Source organism: Rhodoferax sp. GW822-FHT02A01 (genome assembly GCF_038784515.1).
Taxonomy (GTDB): domain Bacteria; phylum Pseudomonadota; class Gammaproteobacteria; order Burkholderiales; family Burkholderiaceae_C; genus Allorhodoferax.
In genome coordinates this window covers 2176246-2193292 of sequence record NZ_CP152376.1, presented here as the reverse complement: position 1 = coordinate 2193292, position 17047 = coordinate 2176246, and the positions used below count along the sequence as shown (strand labels likewise).

The following is a 17047-nucleotide window of genomic DNA, read 5'->3' as shown; positions in this document are numbered from 1 at the left end:
GGACATTGACACAACCCATCGATAAAGAGGAACGACATGAAAAAACTGCTGAGCACCCTGATTGCTACCACCTTGGTGGCTGCATCGAACATGGCCTTTGCGGCCGACAAGGAAATCGCCGTCATCGTCAAGACGACCAACTCCGACTTCTGGCAAAACGTGAAGAAGGGCTCCAATGCCGCAGTGAGCGGACTCAAGGGCTACACCGCCACCTTCCAGGGGGCAGCGTCCGACACCGACCTTGCTGGTCAGGTGGCTTTGGTGGAAAACGCGGTGAACCGCAAGGTGGCAGGTATCGTGCTGGCACCTTCCGATCCGGATGCACTGATTCCCGCCATGAAGAAGGCATGGGAGGCCAAAATTCCCGTAGTGCTGATCGACTCCGCAGCATCGGACGCCGGCAAGGCCTACTACCAGTCGTTCCTGGCCACGGACAACAAGGCCGCGGGTGAAATGTCCGCCAAGACCCTGATCGACAAGATCGGCACCACCGGAAAGATTGCCGTCATGTCCTACACCGCAGGTTCGGGCTCTGAGATTGGCCGCGTTGGTGGTTTCATCGACTATGTGAAGGCGCACTCCAAACTGCAGATCGTAGGCCCCTTCTATTCCAACTCGCAGATGGGAACCGCGCTGAACCAGACCACCGACGTGCTGGCAGCCAACCCTGACCTCAAGGGCATCTTTGGCGCGAACGAGCCCACTGCCATTGGCATGGGCCGCGCACTGGCCCAGGCTGGCAAGGCTGGCAAGGTGGTTGCCATCGGCTTTGATGGCAACTCTGACCTGCAAGGCTTCGTGCGGGATGGAACCATTGAAGCCATCGCCGTACAAAGCGCATTTGAGATGGGCAACCTGGGTGTGAAGACCGTGGTGGAAATCACCGAAGGCAAGAAGGTTCCCGCCTTCCGCGACACCGGTGTGCTGATGGTCAACAAGAAGAACATCGACAGCGCTGCGGCCAAGAACGTTTTGTACTGAACCTCCTCCTTCATCTTCCATGAACGCCCCGACGCACTGGCGTCGGGGGCAGCCCTATGAAAAGCACCGATCTCCGAAAACTATTCCGCGTGGACCTTCAGTTGACAGCCCTGGCGCTAGGCTGTTCGCAAATAGGTGGTCTGTACCGCGCAACCAGCGCCCGCGAAGTGGAGGAGGTGTTCGCCAGCGCATGGGCTGCCGGTGTGCGCTACTTTGATACGGCACCCTTCTACGGCTACACCCGCTCCGAACACCGCCTGGGCACGCAACTGGCCGAAGTGCCCCGTGCTGAGTATGTGGTGAGCACCAAGGTGGGCCGGCTGATGCGGCCCGATGCCAGCGTGGCACCGGGTGACGGCGGTTGGGCCAATCCTTATCCGTTTCGCCCACAGTACGACTACAGCTACTCGGGCGTCATGCGCTCCTTTGAGGACAGCCAGCAGCGCCTGGGGCTGGCGCACATCGACATCCTGTATGTGCATGACATCGGCCGCGATACGCACGGCGACCTGCACACGCATTATTGGCAGCAACTCACCCAGGGCGGCGGTTTCAAGGCACTGGACGAGCTGCGCAGCGCAGGCATGGTCAAGGCCGTGGGACTGGGTGTCAACGAATGGCAGGTCGTGATGGACAGCATGCGCGAGTTCGACCTCGACTGCACCATGCTGGCAGGACGCTACACGCTGCTGGAGCAAACCTGCCTCAACCCTTTTCTGGACGAGTGCGTACGTCGCGGCAACGCCATCGTCATCGCCGGGCCGTTCAACTCCGGCATTCTGGCCGGCAACGCCAAATTCAACTATGCAGAAGCGCCGACTGCGGTCGTGACCAAAGTGCGCGCGCTCGAGAGTGTCTGTAGCGAATGGGGGGTTCCGCTGCAAGCCGCGGCGCTGCAGTTTCCCATGGCGCATCCCGCCGTGGTTTCCTGCGTCACAGGAACACGTACCGCCGCCCAGCTTCTCATGAATGTGGAGTGGTTTGAATACGCCATTCCAGCGGAGCTGTGGCGATTCCTGCGCGAGCGCGGTCTGCTCGACCCGGCCGCACCGGTCCCTATGTAACGAGAAGACCCTGCGCAGGCCGCATCGGACAACCCCACACAAGGAAATTTATGCTGACAGTTATTTGTGAAACACCAGGCGTACTGCGCGCCGTTGAAAGCGCCATACCCACGCGTGCATCCAACGACGTTTTGCTGCGCATACGCCGCGTCGGTGTCTGCGGAACCGATTTGCACATCTTCAGTGGCAACCAGCCCTATCTGGCTTACCCGCGCGTGATGGGTCACGAGATTTCCGGCACGGTAGAAGAGGCACCGCAAGGCAGCTTTCTGCAACGCGCAGACGTGGTCTACGTCATGCCCTATCTCTCCTGCGGAACCTGCGTGGCATGCCGCCAGGGCAAAACCAATTGCTGCGTCAACATCCAGGTATTGGGGGTCCATCGTGATGGGGCTTTCACCGAATACCTGAGCGTTCCCGCACCTTTCGTGCACAAGGCCGAGGGCGTGACACTGGATCAGGCCGCCATGGTGGAGTTCCTGTCCATCGGCGCACACGGCGTGCGCAGGGCCGATATCCAGCACGGACAAAGGGTGCTGGTGGTGGGCACCGGTCCGATTGGCATGGCCGCTGCCCTGTTTGCGCATCTGCGCGGCGGCATCGTGACGGCTCTGGATACACGCCCCGATCGGGTGGACTTCTGCAGGAAACATCTGGGGGCCGCAGCGGGTGTACTCATCGGCCCCAACGATGTACAGGAACTTAGTGCCTTGACCCATGGCGAGTTCTACGACGTCGTTCTGGATGCAACCGGCAACGCGCGTGCCATGGAGCGCGGCTTCCAGTTCGTCGCGCATGGTGGCAAATATGTGATGGTTTCGGTGGTGCGGGACAACATCACTTTTTCGGACCCGGAATTTCACAAACGCGAGGCAACCCTGCTGGGCAGCCGCAACGCCACGATGGAAGACTTTGAAACCGTCCTGACTGCCATGCGCGCCGGTCAGATACCGACTGCTGCGCTGAACACGCACCGCATGGCGCTGGCCGATGTGCCAGCGAACTTCTCCACGCTGCTGGATCCCGCCATGGGCGTGGTGAAGGCACTGATTGAATGCTGAGCCAGCAGATGGCGGCAGCCCATCCCATTCTGCAGTTCGGCACCGGCCGTTTTTTGCAGGCCCATGTGGACCTGTTTGTTGCCGAGGCATTGCGGCAAGGGCAGGCGCTGGGGCACGTTACGGTGGTCCAGAGCACGGCCAGTCCACAGAGCAGCGCGCGAGCTGCGGCCCTGTCGCTTGGCTATCGGGTGGAGGTCCGTGGCATGCAAGGTGGCCGGCCGGTTGAAACAACCGTGGAAGTCGACTCGGTGCAAACCGTCTGGCACGCCGATCGTGATTGGTCGCAGCTACTGGAGGCCATGGCAACTTCGGTGCAAGTTATCGTTTCGAACACGGCGGACGCAGGCTATGTTCTCAATGACGCGGACAACGCTGAACTTCTGCAAGCGCGCAACGTGACGCCCCGCAGCTTTCCAGCCAAGCTGCTGGCATTGCTGTACCACCGCTGGCGCACGCTGCCCGCCGCCCCCTTGACCATTCTTCCCTGTGAACTGGTGAGCCGCAATGGGGATACGTTGCGCAACATCGTGGTCAGCGTCGCACGCCAGTGGGGAACCGAACCGACCTTTGTGCACTACCTGCAGGCGCAATGTGTGTGGGTGAACTCGTTGGTGGACCGCATCGTGTCATCGCCCCTGGAGCCGGCAGGCGCCGTGACCGAGCCTTATGCCCTGTGGGCGATTGAATTGCAACCCGGCCTGGTATTGCCATGCCAGCATCCGGCCATGGTGTTGACCGACGATCTGCCACAGTTCGAACAACGCAAACTGTGGCTGCTCAACCTCGCCCACACCTTTCTGGCGGACCGCTGGCTGTCCCTATCGCGCCCGGCCGACGAAACGGTGTTGCAAGCCATGCATGACCCTTTGATGCGTGATCCACTGGAGTCGGTCTGGGCCGATGAAGTGTTGCCGGTGTTCGATGCCGAAGGCGGCGGCTTGCAGGCACGGTCCTATCTGGTGGAGCTGAGGGACCGCTTGCTCAATCCATTTCTGGAACACCGCTTGGCCGACATTGCCAAGAACCACGAAGAAAAGCTGCAGCGGCGCATACTGCCGGTGGTGGAGCGCGCTGTGCATCTGGGACTGGGTATTTCACAACCCCTGCTGCGGCAGTCCCTTGGCCTGCCGACATCCAACCGCTGACCTGGCATCCGGTGGCTATGGCGTCAGCTCACGCCAGCCCCAGCGCCTTTTTCGCCAATGCCATGAAGGCTTCGCGCTCTGCCGGTGACAGCAAGGCCAGGATGTCGGTCTGCAGGGCTTTCACTACGGGCCTGCATGCGGTCAGCATGCTTTCACCTTCTGCGGTAAGTGTCAGCTGACGCGCACGACGGTCTTGCGCGCTGACCTCGCGCTGCACCAGGCCTTTGCGCTCCAGACGATCTATGACGCCGCCTATGGTGGCTCGGTCGAATCCTATGGTTGCGGCCAGACTTGCCTGGTCAATGCCAGGATCACGGGCAAGCGCGTTGAGCGCGGCAAACTGTACCGATGTCAGGTCGAAGCCGGCAGCTTGTGTCTGTGCCTGAAATACCTGCATCGACTGCTGGTGCAGGCGCCGGATCAGGTGCCCGGCCATTTTTCTCTCATCCATGCGTCGTCTCCGTTCATCGCAAATCCGAGCCATTTTGCAGGTTTTGGTGACCCACTTGACGATTATAGAATGTATACATATGATATCTATACATTCTATAAATGCTTGACCCAACAAACACACCGCAGGAGACAACATGCAATTTCACACAAATGGATTCATTCCCGGGGATCCCGACGTTTCGGTGGCGGCCCCTGACCACCGTCGCGCCGGTGATCCACTGCCGGAAACGGTGGATGTATTGATCGCAGGCTCCGGGCCTGCCGGCCTCTGCCTAGCCGCCCAGCTTGCCCGGGTCCCGCAGATCCACACCATGCTGGTCGAGCCCAAGCTGGGGCCCATGGAAAAGGGCCAGGCCGATGGCATCAGCGTGCGCACCATGGAAATGTTCCAGGCCTTTGGATTTGCCGACAAGGTCAAACGCGAATCGGTCTGGATCAACGAGACCACCTTCTGGAACCCCGGAACGGACGCCAACCTCCGGCGCGTGGCCCGTGTGCAGGACGTGCCGGATGGCATATCCGAGATGCCCCACATCCTGATCAACCAGGCACGGGTGCATGACCTGTTCATGGACATCATGCGCAACGCCCCCACCCGACTGGAGCCGGACTATGGCCTGAAAGTGCGGGACCTGAAGATTGACCCGAACGCACAAGAGTTCCCCGTCACCGTCACGCTGGAACACACAGCGCCCGGTCGCGAAGGGCAGACCGCCACAGTACGCGCCAATTACGTCATTGGTTGCGACGGCGCGCGTTCGAACGTGCGCAATGCCATTGGCGGAGCACTGCACGGCGATGCAGCGCATCAGGCCTGGGGCGTGATTGATCTGCTGGCCGTTACCAACTTCCCGGACTGGCGCAAGAAGTCCTTTGTACGCTCCAAGGACGAGGGCATTCTGATGGTGTTGCCACGCGAGGGTGGACACTTGGTGCGCTTGTATGTCGAAATGGATCGCTTGGGCGAGAACGAACGCGTAGCCGACCGCGGCATGGGCGCCAACGACATCATTGCCAAGGCACAGCGCATCCTGGCGCCCTTCACGCTTGACGTGAAAGAGGTGGTTTGGTCGTCCATCTACGAGATCGGCCACCGCCTGACCGATAAATTTGACGACGTGCCTGAGGACCAAGTGCGCACGCGTTCACCCCGCGTGATGCTGGCCGGCGATGCCTGCCATACCCACAGCCCCAAGGCGGGTCAGGGCATGAACGTGTCCATGGGTGACACCTTCAATATGGGCTGGAAACTGATCTCCGTATTGACCGGTCGTGCGGATCCGTCGTTGCTGCATAGCTACTCCGGTGAGCGTCGTGCAGCGGCCAAGGGTCTGGTGGAGTTCGACCATAAATGGGCCCGCGTTGTTGGTGCCAAGTCCGAGGAAGACATCACGGACGAAGGTCTGCCTCGCGTGGCGCGCGAGTTTGTCAACAACCTGCCCTTCACCTGCGGCCTGACCATCCAGTACGAACCCAGCGCACTGACGGGTGCTGCGACGCATCAGCACCTAGCCACCGGTTTCGACATCGGCAAGCGCCTGCATTCGGCGCCCGTGATCCGGCTGGCAGACGCCAAGCCCATGCATCTGGGGCACTGCATTGAAGCGGATGCGCGCTTCCATCTATTCCTTTTTGCGCCTGCAGGCGATGCAGGCACAGCAGGGGGCACTGTTGCGGCACTGTGCGACTGGCTGGAGAACGACCCGGCCTCCCCCGTACGTCGGCATACCAAACCTGGAGAAGACGTGGATGCGGTGATCGACACCCGCGCCGTCTTCCAGCAGGAATTCCGCGCACTGGACTACGGCGACATGCCCTCCTTGCTGCGCCCGCGCGTGGGCCGCTATGGGCTTTGCGACTACGAAAAGGTCTTCTGTGTAGACGCCAAGCTGGGGGAGGACATTTTCACGATGCGCGGTATTGATCGCGCGGCGGGTTGCATGGTCATCGTGCGCCCGGACCAGTATGTGGGTCACATCCTGCCGTTGCAGGCCCGTGACGCTTTGACCAACTACTTCAGCGCAATCCTGCGCGTACGAGGCTGAAATGACAAACAGACGACTGGTATTGAAAACAGCATGTGCAGCCGGGGCCACGGCCTTGGCAAGCTCTCCCCTGTCCACCTGGGCGCAATCCGGCACAGTCAAGGTCGGGCTGATCTTCACCATGACGGGGCCCTTTGCCTCCACCGGCAAACAGCTGGAAGCTGGTGCGCGGCACTTCCTGCGTGAAAACGGTGACACCTTTGGCGGCAAGAAGATCGAGCTGGTCATCCGGGACGATGCCGGCCAGCCGGATCAGGCCAAGCGCATTGCCCAGGAGCTCATCGTCAACGACAAGGTCCAGGTCCTGGGCGGCTTCTCTCTGACGCCGCTGGCGCTGTCGGTGGCACCGATTGCAACGCAGAGCAAGACGCCATCGGTGGTGTTCGTTGCCGCCACCTCCAGCGTGATCGATGCTTCACCCTACTTCATCCGCAGCAGCTTCACCTTGCCCCAGGTCACAATCGGAGTGGCCGAGTGGGCACCCAAGAACGGCATCAAGAGCGTGGTCTCGCTGGTCAGCGACTATGGTCCTGGACTGGACGCCGAAAGTGCATTCAAGGAGCGCTTCATGCTCAACGGCGGCACCATCAAGGCAGCCATCCGGGTGCCGCTGCGAAACCCCGACTTCGCACCGTATTTGCAAAAGGTGCGCGATGAGAAGCCCGATGCGGTTTTTGTCTTCCTGCCAGCGGGCGTTGGCTCCTTGTTCATGAAACAGTTCTCCGAACGCGGGCTCGACAAGGCGGGCATTCGGCTCATTGCAACGGGCGACGTGACCGAGGACGACATCCTGAATGAAATGGGGGATGTGGCATTGGGCGTGGTGACCTCTCATCACTACTCTGCCATGCATCCGTCTGCTGCCAACAAGAAATTCGTGGAGTCGTTCAAGAAGGCCAATGGCGGTAAGAGGCCCAACTACATGGCCGTTGCCGCGTACGACGGTATGCGTGTGATTGCCAATGCATTGAAATCAACCAAGGGAGAAACCGGCGACGCCCTGCTCAATGCCATGAAAGGCCAGACGTTTGAGAGCCCTCGCGGTCCGGTACTAATCAATGGCCAGACGCGCGACATCGTGCAGGACGTATATATCCGACGCGTTGAACGTGTTGGCGGTGAACTCTACAACGTCGAGTTTGAGACACTGAAGGCTGTTCAAGACCCAGGCCGCAACCATTGAACAAAGCGTGACCTTGGGGCGGCAACACACGGCACGGCCATCGTATCCGCCGATGGCAGCTCCAAAAAAGTGAATGCCATCCTGTACCCCATATTGAGTTACACAGTAGCTGAAAAGCTGGCGACCGATTTTCAGCGCAGTACCTATCCGGACGACATGACGTTGCTCGAGGCGCTGATGTAAGGTTCATGGAACGCCTTTCAAATGGAAAGTCCACAAGGCCGGCGATGGAGTCCCTGTTCTTGATACAAACGGGAATGTGACCCAATTCAGCAAAATCATTTGCCCGAATGTTGAGATAACTGTGCAGATGGTGGTCAACCGGGGCTCCAGGTCCGAAGCCTCCATGCAAAGGCTATCGCTATCGTTTGCCCTATGTCAGAATGCAAGACGTCTAAAAACATAAAGTTTTTCCCGATTCACGGGAAGAACCATTTCGTTGGAAAGCATGATGCACGAAGATCCAGTCCAAGGCCTGCACGGTGACGCTGAGAGCATTGCGGCAACGGCAATGCGAGATAACCGATCTATCCATCATGTTCACGGGCATAAGCTAACTTGCATTGGTTGTTAGCGTCAAGACATAAGCTGGTTTTCAATACGGTTGCAGGGAAGCAGTCAACGCAGCCCCTCCGTCTTTTGGATGCCAGGATTTAGTAAGCACCTGCAAAATAGCCTGCGCAAATGTACGACCTCGTCGATAACCTTGCCGACCTGACAGCCTTGCGGGATCGGGGGGCGTTAGACGTTGCCCTGGTCAACACAATCAGTGATTTGTTGCTCCCACGCTGCGCAAGCATTTATCGCGCTATCGGGGAGCAGGGCAAGGAGCGGTGGCGACTATCCGCCCAGGTATGGGCGGGTAAGACATGTGTAATTGGAGACACGGTATGGACGCCCTTTGACCAACTTCACTCGCTGTCGCAATTTCCTTTACGGAAGAAGGCGATGGCGGAAGGAATTCAGGAGTCCATCAGTGAAGAACACGTCGTGGTGTTCCCCCTTGGTAGCCCATCCGGTAATGCCGGTGTATTGGAGTTGCTCACGGATGCGCCCCTTTCCACAGAAAGACGCGATCTGATAAGCGGAATTCTCAGGCTGTATCGCAATTTTTCAGCACTCCTGGACTATGGTGAGCGAGACTCCTTGACCGATTTGCTGAATCGCAAGACTTTTGATGGCGCATTTCTCCGCGCTACCTTGGAACAGAAAAGCAGCGGCGGTAGAGACAAAAATTACCCTCAGACTGAACGGCGTGACATTCATACGGCAGCAACATTTTGGTTGGCGATGATTGACATCGATCACTTCAAGCGCGTGAACGACAACTTCGGACATCTTATTGGAGACGAAGTGCTTTTGCTACTGGCCCGCATGATGCGCTCCCACTTTCGCTTTCATGATCAGATCTATCGGTTTGGTGGAGAGGAATTCGTGGTGCTGGTGCGCTGTCATAGCGAGGTTGAAACCTCAACGCTGCTGGATCGGTTACGAATAACCGCCCAACACTATGCCTTTCCTCAGGTGGGCACTATCACTTTAAGTATCGGATTTACGGAAATCCGAGCCGGTGATTCTCCTAGCGGTGCCATCGAAAGAGCCGATAAAGCCGTTTACTACGCCAAGGAGCATGGCCGAAATCAAGTTTGCAGCTATAGCGCCTTGGTATCGAATGGTGCGCTGATCGAACCGACTACCAATATCGGTGATGTTGAGCTGTTTTAGGTCCATGACATTGCCGCTGGCAATCTCTGTGCCGCTGACTCAGCATGACTACCGGCGCAAGACTTAGGATTCCGTTCCCATTCTGAAATGATGCCAGCAACACATAGACTCAATCGTGCATTTTCGAATGACAAAAAAGGCGCGTCGCTATAAATTCTTCCCTAAGTATTGGGGACGAATCGTTGCACTGACAAGAACAGCGGCAAGTATTTTCCTGGACTCAAGCAAGCAGATTCCATCAATATGGTTGAGGGTGCCCACTTTGCACAAACTTCGAGTTCACTGCGCGAGGTCTTGGCGGGTCGCATAGAGGGCTACGTTGAAATAGCTTTTGGACTACGCGGGTTGTTCATAGTCAATCCAGACGTGGACCACCATGCCTTCGATCAAGCCGTCAATCACCTGGACGTGAACAATCGTTATCCTGGCATAAATAACATCGCATTTACTCGATATGTCAGCGATTTGGAGGCGGCACCTCTGTGAGATTGACTTGATCCAATCGCACGAATACAAAACCTGTCTTGAGCAAGTGAATCAGCCCCATTGACAGTCCTTCCGCTGAATCGGAGGCGGGCTTGTTCATGTGTGCAATGATGACATCACCGTCCTTGACTTGCTTCAGCCGCTCTTCAATCGCCAGCCTCTTGAGTGTTGCTCCTGAATCAGCATTGACCGAGAACCCTGCTATCCCATAACCCATCTTTTCTATCTCGGTCACTGCCTGCGAGTCGTACTCAGCAGTTGCCCCCCTGTACCAGTGCGGAGGTACACCAATCATCTCGGTAATTGCTTTGGCCCCTTCCGAGACCTCCCGCCTCAGGTGCAAGACATCAGGCTCACCCGGGATGCCATAGACCTTCCTGCCAACACCTATGACCGCCGGAATGTGATTTTCACCATGGTCTTCTACGTCAAACAGGTCCAAATGCGCTTTGATGATGGAAACACCTACCGGATTGGCCAGCAGCCACTTTTTTGTTGCAAACAGTGTCGCGGGGATCTGGTTACGGATCAGGAATTCAATTAAGTCGTCATCGAACTTGCCGGAGCATGCATCCAAGGTCAACGCCACCCGCTTGTTTAATGCATTTGATGATGCTATGCGGTCATGTATTTCCGTGGGCTTTTCTTCAGCATGCACGCTGCCAAATAGCAAGATGAGCGCGAACACCAGCGAGAAGTGGATTTTCTTGAACATGAAATTCCAATACCAACTGATGTCAATGCCACTCATCTCTTTCCTTATCACTACGTTAGCCTTGCCGACACTCTTGGGGTTTGCCACTACAGAAGTAGTCCGCCTGTTTTCTACAGCCACACCCCACTATGCGGCATCCGTATCTCATGCACGGAGCCGTTACCCAGGAAGAACACTTCCAGCACGAAGCTGATGACAGACACAAAGATGCTGGCGAAGAAGGCCGTCCAGAAGCTCGACACCTGAAACCCCCTCACCAAGGCCGATACCAGGAGAATCATCAGTGCGTTGATGACCAGCAAGAAAAGTCCGAAAGTGATGAAGGTCAGCGGCAGGGTCAGGACGATGAGCAGCGGCTTGACGATGGCATTGGCCAGGCCCAGCAAGAGCGCGGACACCAACAGGGATGACAGCCCTTCAAACCGCACTCCCCGAAAGACATGGCTGGCCACCCACAGTGCCATGGATGTAATGCCCCAATGCAGAAGGAATGGTCGCAGTTCGTTCATGGTGTGATCGGATTCCTGTAGCGGCCCTGGACTAGGGCTTGTCGTTGACCTGTTGGGGCACCTGCTCGTTGTGGCGGGTTCCACTTCTCCACTCGTCAATACTGCCAAAGGTCAGACCACATCCTACGCACTGGTGCTGCCCGCTGGGTGTCATGTTCCCGGACGCATCCCGCTCGATCACAGGCTTGTAGCTGGTTGCACCACATCGGTGACATTTGTTGAGTGTGTTTGTCGTTCTCATGGCCCTGCGGATGGTGTATCCGTTATTGTGTGGAACAGCATCTGGTGGCTGTTGTCTCCAGTTCAACGTCTCGACCGTCGAATCCGACTACCAGCGGCTCCTGTTCCATCCACAGAACCTGTGTGCTGAGCTGGGGATAACTTCTGTGTATGTTGCGCCAAGGCTCATGCCTATTGGCTTTGCACGGTTTGCTTAAAAAGAATGCAGATCGTTTTGGGTGCTGCGTTCTTTATCAAATGTTCACTTGCGCCACTTCTTTTTGGCCTTGGTGGCCAGGGGCAACTCGCCTCGCAATCGGCGCAGGTCTTCCTCGGTGAAGTCTTCGCTCTCCTCATTGCGATGTGAGTCGTTGCTTGCGTTATCTGCCGCTTGCACGGGTGCGTCGCCCTCGATATGTTCTCTGCGCCCCTGGGGCCCCTTGGGTCCACGCGGTGGGAGCTTCTTGCGTGGGCCGACATTGGCCTCTTTGGGAGGGCGGGGTTTTTCTTCCTGAAAGAAGGGCTGCAGGTGGGGCAGTTCTGAATCCACATCCAGCCGGTAGAAGCGCCCAGTGGCGAGCTTGATGGTCAGCACCTTGCCATTAAGGGTTCCGTGACCCGAGGCGATATAGCCCCCCGTGTTGGTCGCATGGCCAAACAGCATGACGGTGCGGCCCCATTGTTCACGGGGTACGCAGTCAAACACATTAGCTGCCTCTACGTCAGGCATTTTCTCGACCAGCGTGAACTTGCAGTCGCGCGGATCGTAGAAGAGTGCTGCACTGCCCTTCTTCAAGGTGATAGCGCCCACCGCTTCGCTTCTCTGGATGCGGTCATCGAGCTCGGCCAGGTAGAAGTTCTGGAAGGCCTGTACTGCTGGAGGTAATGGGCGTTGTGTAGACGCCTGCACTTCAGCTTGTGTTGCTTCTGGTGCGCGTGTTGCATCTTCTGCCTGCGCAGCTTCTCGTTCACGCGCAGGTGCCTGTACGAACGTTTGCTCGGACGCTTGCACTGTCAGTTGCTCCGGCGCTTCTTTGAATTCTTCCACGGTTCAAACCTTTCTGCGATGCTTTTGCATCAGACGGGCAAAGTTCTGCGAGACCACAGTCACTCCGACTGCTCCCAACACAATGGCGCCTGCGGTGCCGATGGTGGGAATCAACGCCCCCTCCAATGCGATACCCGCGGACTGTCCAATGAAATACGACGCTGCAAACGCTGCAACCGCTGCACCACGGCGTTCTGGGGCCATCTGGGTGGCGTTGATCTGCAGCGTGTTGTGCAGCATGTAAAAGCCTAGGCCCGACACAAAGCTGGCAGGTATGGCCCACCACCAGCTGCTCGAAACTGCGACGATGATGTAGGAAGCAGCCACCAGCACACCACCCCAGCGGCACAGTCCGGTCTCCCCCAACCTGTGCACCAGGAACCTGGCACTGAGCGCAAAGCACAGCCCGCCAAAGCCAAACAGCATCACGATCTGCCCGGCCATGGCCAACGGAATGCCGTGGACCTGGTGCACATGGGTCACCATGAAGGCGAAGGCACCGAAGATGCTGGCTCTTCGCGTCACCTCACCCACATTTAGGTCACTGCCTTGGCAAGCGCCGCTTGCACCAATTTGTCAATTTCCGCAGTAATGCTGGTCATTACATTGGCAACGACGGAGAACTCTCGCCCCGCGTTTCCGGCGCGCGCCGCAATGATTTGTGCATTGAATGCAACCATGTGGGCTTGCTTGGATATGTCTTTGATTTCACTCATGACGTCTTGAAGTTGGTTCTTCACCGAGTTGGCATGGGTACGCGCTTCTTTTTCGTAGATGGCAGTGATGCTGTTCAACACAGCCAGCAACGGAGTCGTGCTTGCTATAAGGTCTTTCAGAAGGTCCGCCTTTTGCCTCCAATTGGATTCAATCGCAGTGAAAGTACGCTCCGCCAATTCCATGAATGAACGGATTTTCTTGTCTCCAGATTCTGGACCGAAATAGGCGGTCTGAAGTTCCGAGCTGAACACTCCGGGTAGGGCTTCTGTTCCCTCTACCAGCGAGGTGTGCGCATCGGCAAATAGCTTCAACGCTTCCCTTGCCGTTACCAGTGCGCCCAGATCTTCATTGCTGGCCAGCACAGCGTAAAGAACAACACGCTGCGAGGTGAACCGTCTGCGCCCCGATAGATTGATGAGAGTGGCAAATGTCTCTCCGGTCAATTTGCTCGGATTGACTTTTGAGCTACTTTGGACAAATTTTGAAGTGAGCATGCTGATGAATTCACGAATGAAATGAGGAGTAGCTTTCGATCAGGCTGACCAGACTCAGAGGTTCACTAAGCAGATAGCCCTGGATCAGATGACAACCTGCGGCTTTCAGTTGTGAGAGTTGATCATGGGTTTCAATGCCCTCTGCAATCACATCCAGTTGCAGATGCTTTCCCAATGCCACGATAGTCTTGGCAATGGCATGGTCGCTCTGGTTTGTGGCGATATCGCGCACAAATGACCTATCCACCTTCATCGAAGTAATGGGCAGATTCTTCAGCATTGCAAGTGAGGAGTGCCCCATTCCGAAGTCATCCAGACTTATTTCAAAGCCTCTGTTCCGCAGTTTGTGCATCACGGATATCACTTGCTCAGAGCGCTTCATCAGCATGCCTTCGGTGAGTTCCAACGTAATGCTTGAAGGAGGAATGCAATGTGCCGACGTCAGTTCACTCAACACATCTGGGAGGTCATTGCTGGTGAACTCTGAAGCTGCCATATTGACGTGCACCTTCAGACCGTGAAAGTCCGCCTGGAACAGCGTGGAGAGGTCCGCGCAAGCCTGCTCCATCACCCATCGTCCAATCTCCACGATAAGGTGGCTCTGTTCGGCAATGGGGATGAAAATATCGGGCGCAACCAGCTCCCCGCCAGCACGCCGCCAGCGCACCAGCGCTTCGATCGCATGTAATCGCCTCTTCGCGATGTCAAAGATGGGCTGATAGACGAGAAACAGTTCCTTGTTTTCTATTGCGTGGTGAAGTTCTGTTTCGAATGTCAAACGCCTGGCCAGAGAGGCCTGCATCAGAGCAATGCTGTTGGAATCGCTTGCCGAAGAAATATCGCAGCCATTGCGCCCATTTTGTTTGACGCGGTACATCGCAGTGTCCGCACTGCGCAAAAGTGCCGGAGCCGTCAAACCACTTTCGGGAAACCTGCTGACACCAACGCTCGCGGATACCGTGACTTCCACCCCGTGGTATTCAAACGGAATACGCGCAATTTCCAGCACGCGTTCTGCCACTTCCGATATGGCGGCGTCTGAACTGCAGGGAACCAGAAGAGCGAACTCGTCACCACCCAATCTGCCTGCAACCGCGCCTTCTGGCACAACGGCTGTCAGCCGATGTGCGAACTCCCGCAGCACAATGTTTCCAGCCTCATGGCCAAAAGCGTCATTGATTGGCTTGAAGCGATCCAGGTCGATGAACATCAGGCCAAAGCTCTCTTTCTGCCTGGATGCACTCTCGCACTTTTGTGCCAATTGGGAATGAAAGTGGGTTCGATTGGAAAGCCCCGTGAGCTCATCAATGTGGGCCAAACGGTAGATGACCGCTTCCTTTTCCAAACGCTGTGCCGTTTGGGCAATCAGTGCACCGATCGTTGCGGACAGTTTGGGCAACTGCGCTTCCGGTTGACGAGAAAGGCAGCTGTAGAACTCCAACACGCCCGGACTATGGCGTTCACCGTCCTCCGAAACATAGGTAACCGGAAATATGAATCCCGAAAGCAAGCCGCAGGTCTGTGCGCTTTTTCGTCTCAGAAAATTGGGATTGGTCGACATATCGTCCACCCATTGCGCTTTGCCGGACTCCCATACGAGCCCCACCAGTCCCTGGCCTGGCGACATCAGCAGACTATTGCTTGCCTGGCCAAATGCACCCAGGTTGTATTCAGTCCTGTGCCACTGGTACCTGCACTTCAATTGGGCTTCATTTTGTGGCGACGCCTCCATGACCCAATAGGCACCCCACTCCCAGCCAAGGTTTTTGCAGACAAGTTGTATGACATTGACGATGGCTTCGCTCAACTGATTTGATCCAACCAGATACTCCGTCAATTCAAAGGCAAGGCGTTCTCGCACGGCCGCATGCTTGCTGGGCGTGATGTCAGTCAGTATTCCGTAAACGCACCGGTCTTCCTCATCGGAAAGTGGGAGTACCGTTAATCGAAGCCATCGCAGCCCTTCCTTCGCCGTAATAACGCGAAATTCGTACCGTGCCTCCTGCAGAGCCTGATCGCCGGTGACTAACTCAATGAGCCCAACGAGATCATCCTCCACCACGTTGATGAAGCAGGCATCCAACGCAAGATCATGTGCCGCCGTGACGTCCAGGAGCGCAGCAGCCATCTCGGAAATATCTATGCGAGCAGCCTTTGGCGAGTACTGCCACCGACCGAAAGCCGCTGCACTTTCCAGGATGGAAGTTGACGTAAGTGATACGTTTCGCCCTACGCCGATTTTGTTGCCCATTGCCTTAAACCTTTGAAAGATTTAGATGGGACACAAGCTCTGCAGCGGCCCCACTTCTAGTGGTAAACACTAAGCAACATATATGCCCGTAAGTGGCAATCAATCAAATTGAAATCATTGACAAAATGCAGTCCATCGAAGTGGATAAGGGCACGAGGCTAACCTCTTTGCGCGAAGTACATTTCTGGTTGATTCATTGAAACAGCATTTGCTGCGACATCCCCCACCACAATCACCGCCGGACTGCCCAGCCCTTCGCGCTCAATGGTGGCGTGCAGCTGGTCCAGTGTGGTCTGAGCATGACGTTGCTGCGGCAACGAGGCGTTCTGCACGATCAGCACCGGCGTGCTCGCAGCCAGGCCGCTCAGCAACTCCTGCTGGATGCGAGCCGCGCCACCCACACCCATGTAGATCACCAGGGTCAGCTTGGCACTGTGGGCAGTTTGTGCCAGCGCACGCCAGTCCGTCCCGCTGTCGCCGGGCTTGGCATGACCGGTCACGAACACCACGCCATGGGCATGCTGGCGGTGGGTCAGCGGCAGTTGCAAAGAGGTGACTGCCGCCAGGCCGGCAGTGATGCCGTTGACCACGTCCACACGCACACCGGCTGCCTGCAGGTGTTCAACCTCTTCGCCGCCACGTCCAAACATGAACGGGTCGCCGCCCTTGAGGCGCACCACCCGTTCGCCCTCCTGGGCGGCCGTGATCATCAGCTTCTCAATGAACGACTGTGGCGTGGAGCGGCAGCCCCCGCGTTTGCCGACCCGGATGATGCGCGCGCTGGCCGTTGCCAGTGCCACGATGTCCTCGCTCACCAGATCGTCCACCAGCAGCAGGGAGGCGGTCTGTATGGCCTTGAGGGCCTTGATGGTCAGCAGCTCCGGGTCGCCCGGGCCTGCGCCCACCAGGGTGACCTGGCCCGTGCAGAGCATCGAAGTCATTTGTCTATTC

Annotated in this window: 16 protein-coding genes; 7 read left to right on the top strand and 9 right to left on the bottom strand. The window is 57.1% G+C overall.

The window, feature by feature from the left end; all coding sequences use genetic code 11:
- Window positions 1-36 precede the first annotated feature (36 nt).
- From AAGF34_RS10280 to AAGF34_RS10265, 4 genes are read left to right on the top strand one after another with little or no spacing between them, the layout of a single operon-like run.
- Window positions 37-981 carry an ABC transporter substrate-binding protein gene (locus tag AAGF34_RS10280; protein ID WP_342620504.1) on the top strand — a complete coding sequence of 315 codons (945 nt, stop codon included), beginning with the start codon at window positions 37-39 and terminating at the stop codon, window positions 979-981.
- 56 nt (window positions 982-1037) lie between these two features.
- Window positions 1038-2045: an aldo/keto reductase gene (locus AAGF34_RS10275; RefSeq protein ID WP_342620503.1), complete on the top strand. Its 1008-nt coding sequence runs from the start codon at window positions 1038-1040 to the stop codon at window positions 2043-2045.
- A gap of 50 nt (window positions 2046-2095) precedes the next feature.
- Window positions 2096-3106 carry a zinc-binding alcohol dehydrogenase family protein gene (locus AAGF34_RS10270; protein ID WP_342620502.1) on the top strand — a complete coding sequence of 337 codons (1011 nt, stop codon included), beginning with the start codon at window positions 2096-2098 and terminating at the stop codon, window positions 3104-3106.
- Window positions 3100-4251, top strand: coding sequence for a mannitol dehydrogenase family protein (locus AAGF34_RS10265; protein WP_342620501.1), 1152 nt, complete (start codon window positions 3100-3102; stop codon window positions 4249-4251). Before AAGF34_RS10270 ends, AAGF34_RS10265 begins: the two co-directional genes overlap by 7 nt.
- 28 nt (window positions 4252-4279) lie before the next feature.
- On the opposite strand, the gene AAGF34_RS10260 is transcribed toward AAGF34_RS10265, so the two are convergent.
- Window positions 4280-4702, bottom strand: a complete 423-nt coding sequence (locus AAGF34_RS10260) for a MarR family transcriptional regulator (RefSeq protein WP_342620500.1) — start codon at window positions 4700-4702, stop codon at window positions 4280-4282.
- Window positions 4703-4838: 136 nt separating this feature from the next.
- Between AAGF34_RS10260 and AAGF34_RS10255 the strand changes: the two genes are divergently transcribed.
- From AAGF34_RS10255 to AAGF34_RS10245, 3 genes are all read left to right on the top strand, one after another.
- Complete coding sequence (locus AAGF34_RS10255; RefSeq protein ID WP_342620499.1) at window positions 4839-6749, top strand: FAD-dependent monooxygenase; 1911 nt, start codon at window positions 4839-4841, stop codon at window positions 6747-6749.
- A gap of 1 nt (window position 6750) precedes the next feature.
- Complete coding sequence (locus tag AAGF34_RS10250; RefSeq protein ID WP_342620498.1) at window positions 6751-7932, top strand: ABC transporter substrate-binding protein; 1182 nt, start codon at window positions 6751-6753, stop codon at window positions 7930-7932.
- 684 nt (window positions 7933-8616) lie between these two features.
- On the top strand, window positions 8617-9657 hold the full coding sequence (locus AAGF34_RS10245; protein ID WP_342620497.1) for a GGDEF domain-containing protein: 1041 nt from the start codon (window positions 8617-8619) through the stop codon (window positions 9655-9657).
- A 457-nt stretch (window positions 9658-10114) separates the two neighbouring features.
- Here AAGF34_RS10245 and AAGF34_RS10240 read toward each other — a convergent pair whose 3' ends face one another.
- The 8 genes from AAGF34_RS10240 to cobA form a co-directional block, all read right to left on the bottom strand.
- Window positions 10115-10894, bottom strand: a complete 780-nt coding sequence (locus tag AAGF34_RS10240; RefSeq protein ID WP_342620496.1) for a polysaccharide deacetylase family protein — start codon at window positions 10892-10894, stop codon at window positions 10115-10117.
- Window positions 10895-10968: 74 nt separating this feature from the next.
- On the bottom strand, window positions 10969-11367 hold the full coding sequence (locus AAGF34_RS10235; RefSeq protein ID WP_342620456.1) for a phage holin family protein: 399 nt from the start codon (window positions 11365-11367) through the stop codon (window positions 10969-10971).
- Between the two features lie 31 nt (window positions 11368-11398).
- Window positions 11399-11608 (bottom strand): hypothetical protein, encoded by a 210-nt coding sequence (locus tag AAGF34_RS10230; RefSeq protein ID WP_342620455.1) that lies wholly within the window; start codon window positions 11606-11608, stop codon window positions 11399-11401.
- A 240-nt stretch (window positions 11609-11848) separates the two neighbouring features.
- Entirely contained in the window at window positions 11849-12634 is a 786-nt protein-coding gene (locus AAGF34_RS10225; RefSeq protein ID WP_342620454.1) for a hypothetical protein, read from the bottom strand.
- Between the two features lie 3 nt (window positions 12635-12637).
- Window positions 12638-13159 carry an MFS transporter gene (locus AAGF34_RS10220; protein WP_342620495.1) on the bottom strand — a complete coding sequence of 174 codons (522 nt, stop codon included), beginning with the start codon at window positions 13157-13159 and terminating at the stop codon, window positions 12638-12640.
- An 11-nt stretch (window positions 13160-13170) separates the two neighbouring features.
- Entirely contained in the window at window positions 13171-13845 is a 675-nt protein-coding gene (locus AAGF34_RS10215; protein WP_342620494.1) for a methyl-accepting chemotaxis protein, read from the bottom strand.
- A 10-nt stretch (window positions 13846-13855) separates the two neighbouring features.
- The gene (locus AAGF34_RS10210; protein ID WP_342620493.1) at window positions 13856-16096 is read right to left on the bottom strand and encodes a GGDEF domain-containing protein; all 2241 of its coding nucleotides are present in this window, start codon (window positions 16094-16096) and stop codon (window positions 13856-13858) included.
- Window positions 16097-16254: 158 nt separating this feature from the next.
- A complete protein-coding gene (gene cobA / locus AAGF34_RS10205; RefSeq protein WP_342620492.1) occupies window positions 16255-17037 on the bottom strand; it encodes a uroporphyrinogen-III C-methyltransferase in 783 nt (260 codons plus the stop codon).
- Window positions 17038-17047 lie beyond the last annotated feature (10 nt).

What these genes read in the sequence shown, in the direction of transcription:
- AAGF34_RS10280 (WP_342620504.1), top strand. Translation starts at nt 37, where the DNA reads ATGAAAAAACTGCTGAGCACCCTGATTGCTACCACCTTGGTGGCTGCA.
- AAGF34_RS10275 (WP_342620503.1), top strand. Translation starts at nt 1,038, where the DNA reads ATGAAAAGCACCGATCTCCGAAAACTATTCCGCGTGGACCTTCAGTTG.
- AAGF34_RS10270 (WP_342620502.1), top strand. Translation starts at nt 2,096, where the DNA reads ATGCTGACAGTTATTTGTGAAACACCAGGCGTACTGCGCGCCGTTGAA.
- AAGF34_RS10265 (WP_342620501.1), top strand. Translation starts at nt 3,100, where the DNA reads ATGCTGAGCCAGCAGATGGCGGCAGCCCATCCCATTCTGCAGTTCGGC.
- AAGF34_RS10260 (WP_342620500.1), bottom strand. Translation starts at nt 4,702, where the DNA reads ATGGATGAGAGAAAAATGGCCGGGCACCTGATCCGGCGCCTGCACCAG.
- AAGF34_RS10255 (WP_342620499.1), top strand. Translation starts at nt 4,839, where the DNA reads ATGCAATTTCACACAAATGGATTCATTCCCGGGGATCCCGACGTTTCG.
- AAGF34_RS10250 (WP_342620498.1), top strand. Translation starts at nt 6,751, where the DNA reads ATGACAAACAGACGACTGGTATTGAAAACAGCATGTGCAGCCGGGGCC.
- AAGF34_RS10245 (WP_342620497.1), top strand. Translation starts at nt 8,617, where the DNA reads ATGTACGACCTCGTCGATAACCTTGCCGACCTGACAGCCTTGCGGGAT.
- AAGF34_RS10240 (WP_342620496.1), bottom strand. Translation starts at nt 10,894, where the DNA reads ATGAGTGGCATTGACATCAGTTGGTATTGGAATTTCATGTTCAAGAAA.
- AAGF34_RS10235 (WP_342620456.1), bottom strand. Translation starts at nt 11,367, where the DNA reads ATGAACGAACTGCGACCATTCCTTCTGCATTGGGGCATTACATCCATG.
- AAGF34_RS10230 (WP_342620455.1), bottom strand. Translation starts at nt 11,608, where the DNA reads ATGAGAACGACAAACACACTCAACAAATGTCACCGATGTGGTGCAACC.
- AAGF34_RS10215 (WP_342620494.1), bottom strand. Translation starts at nt 13,845, where the DNA reads ATGCTCACTTCAAAATTTGTCCAAAGTAGCTCAAAAGTCAATCCGAGC.
- AAGF34_RS10210 (WP_342620493.1), bottom strand. Translation starts at nt 16,096, where the DNA reads ATGGGCAACAAAATCGGCGTAGGGCGAAACGTATCACTTACGTCAACT.
- cobA (WP_342620492.1), bottom strand. Translation starts at nt 17,037, where the DNA reads ATGACTTCGATGCTCTGCACGGGCCAGGTCACCCTGGTGGGCGCAGGC.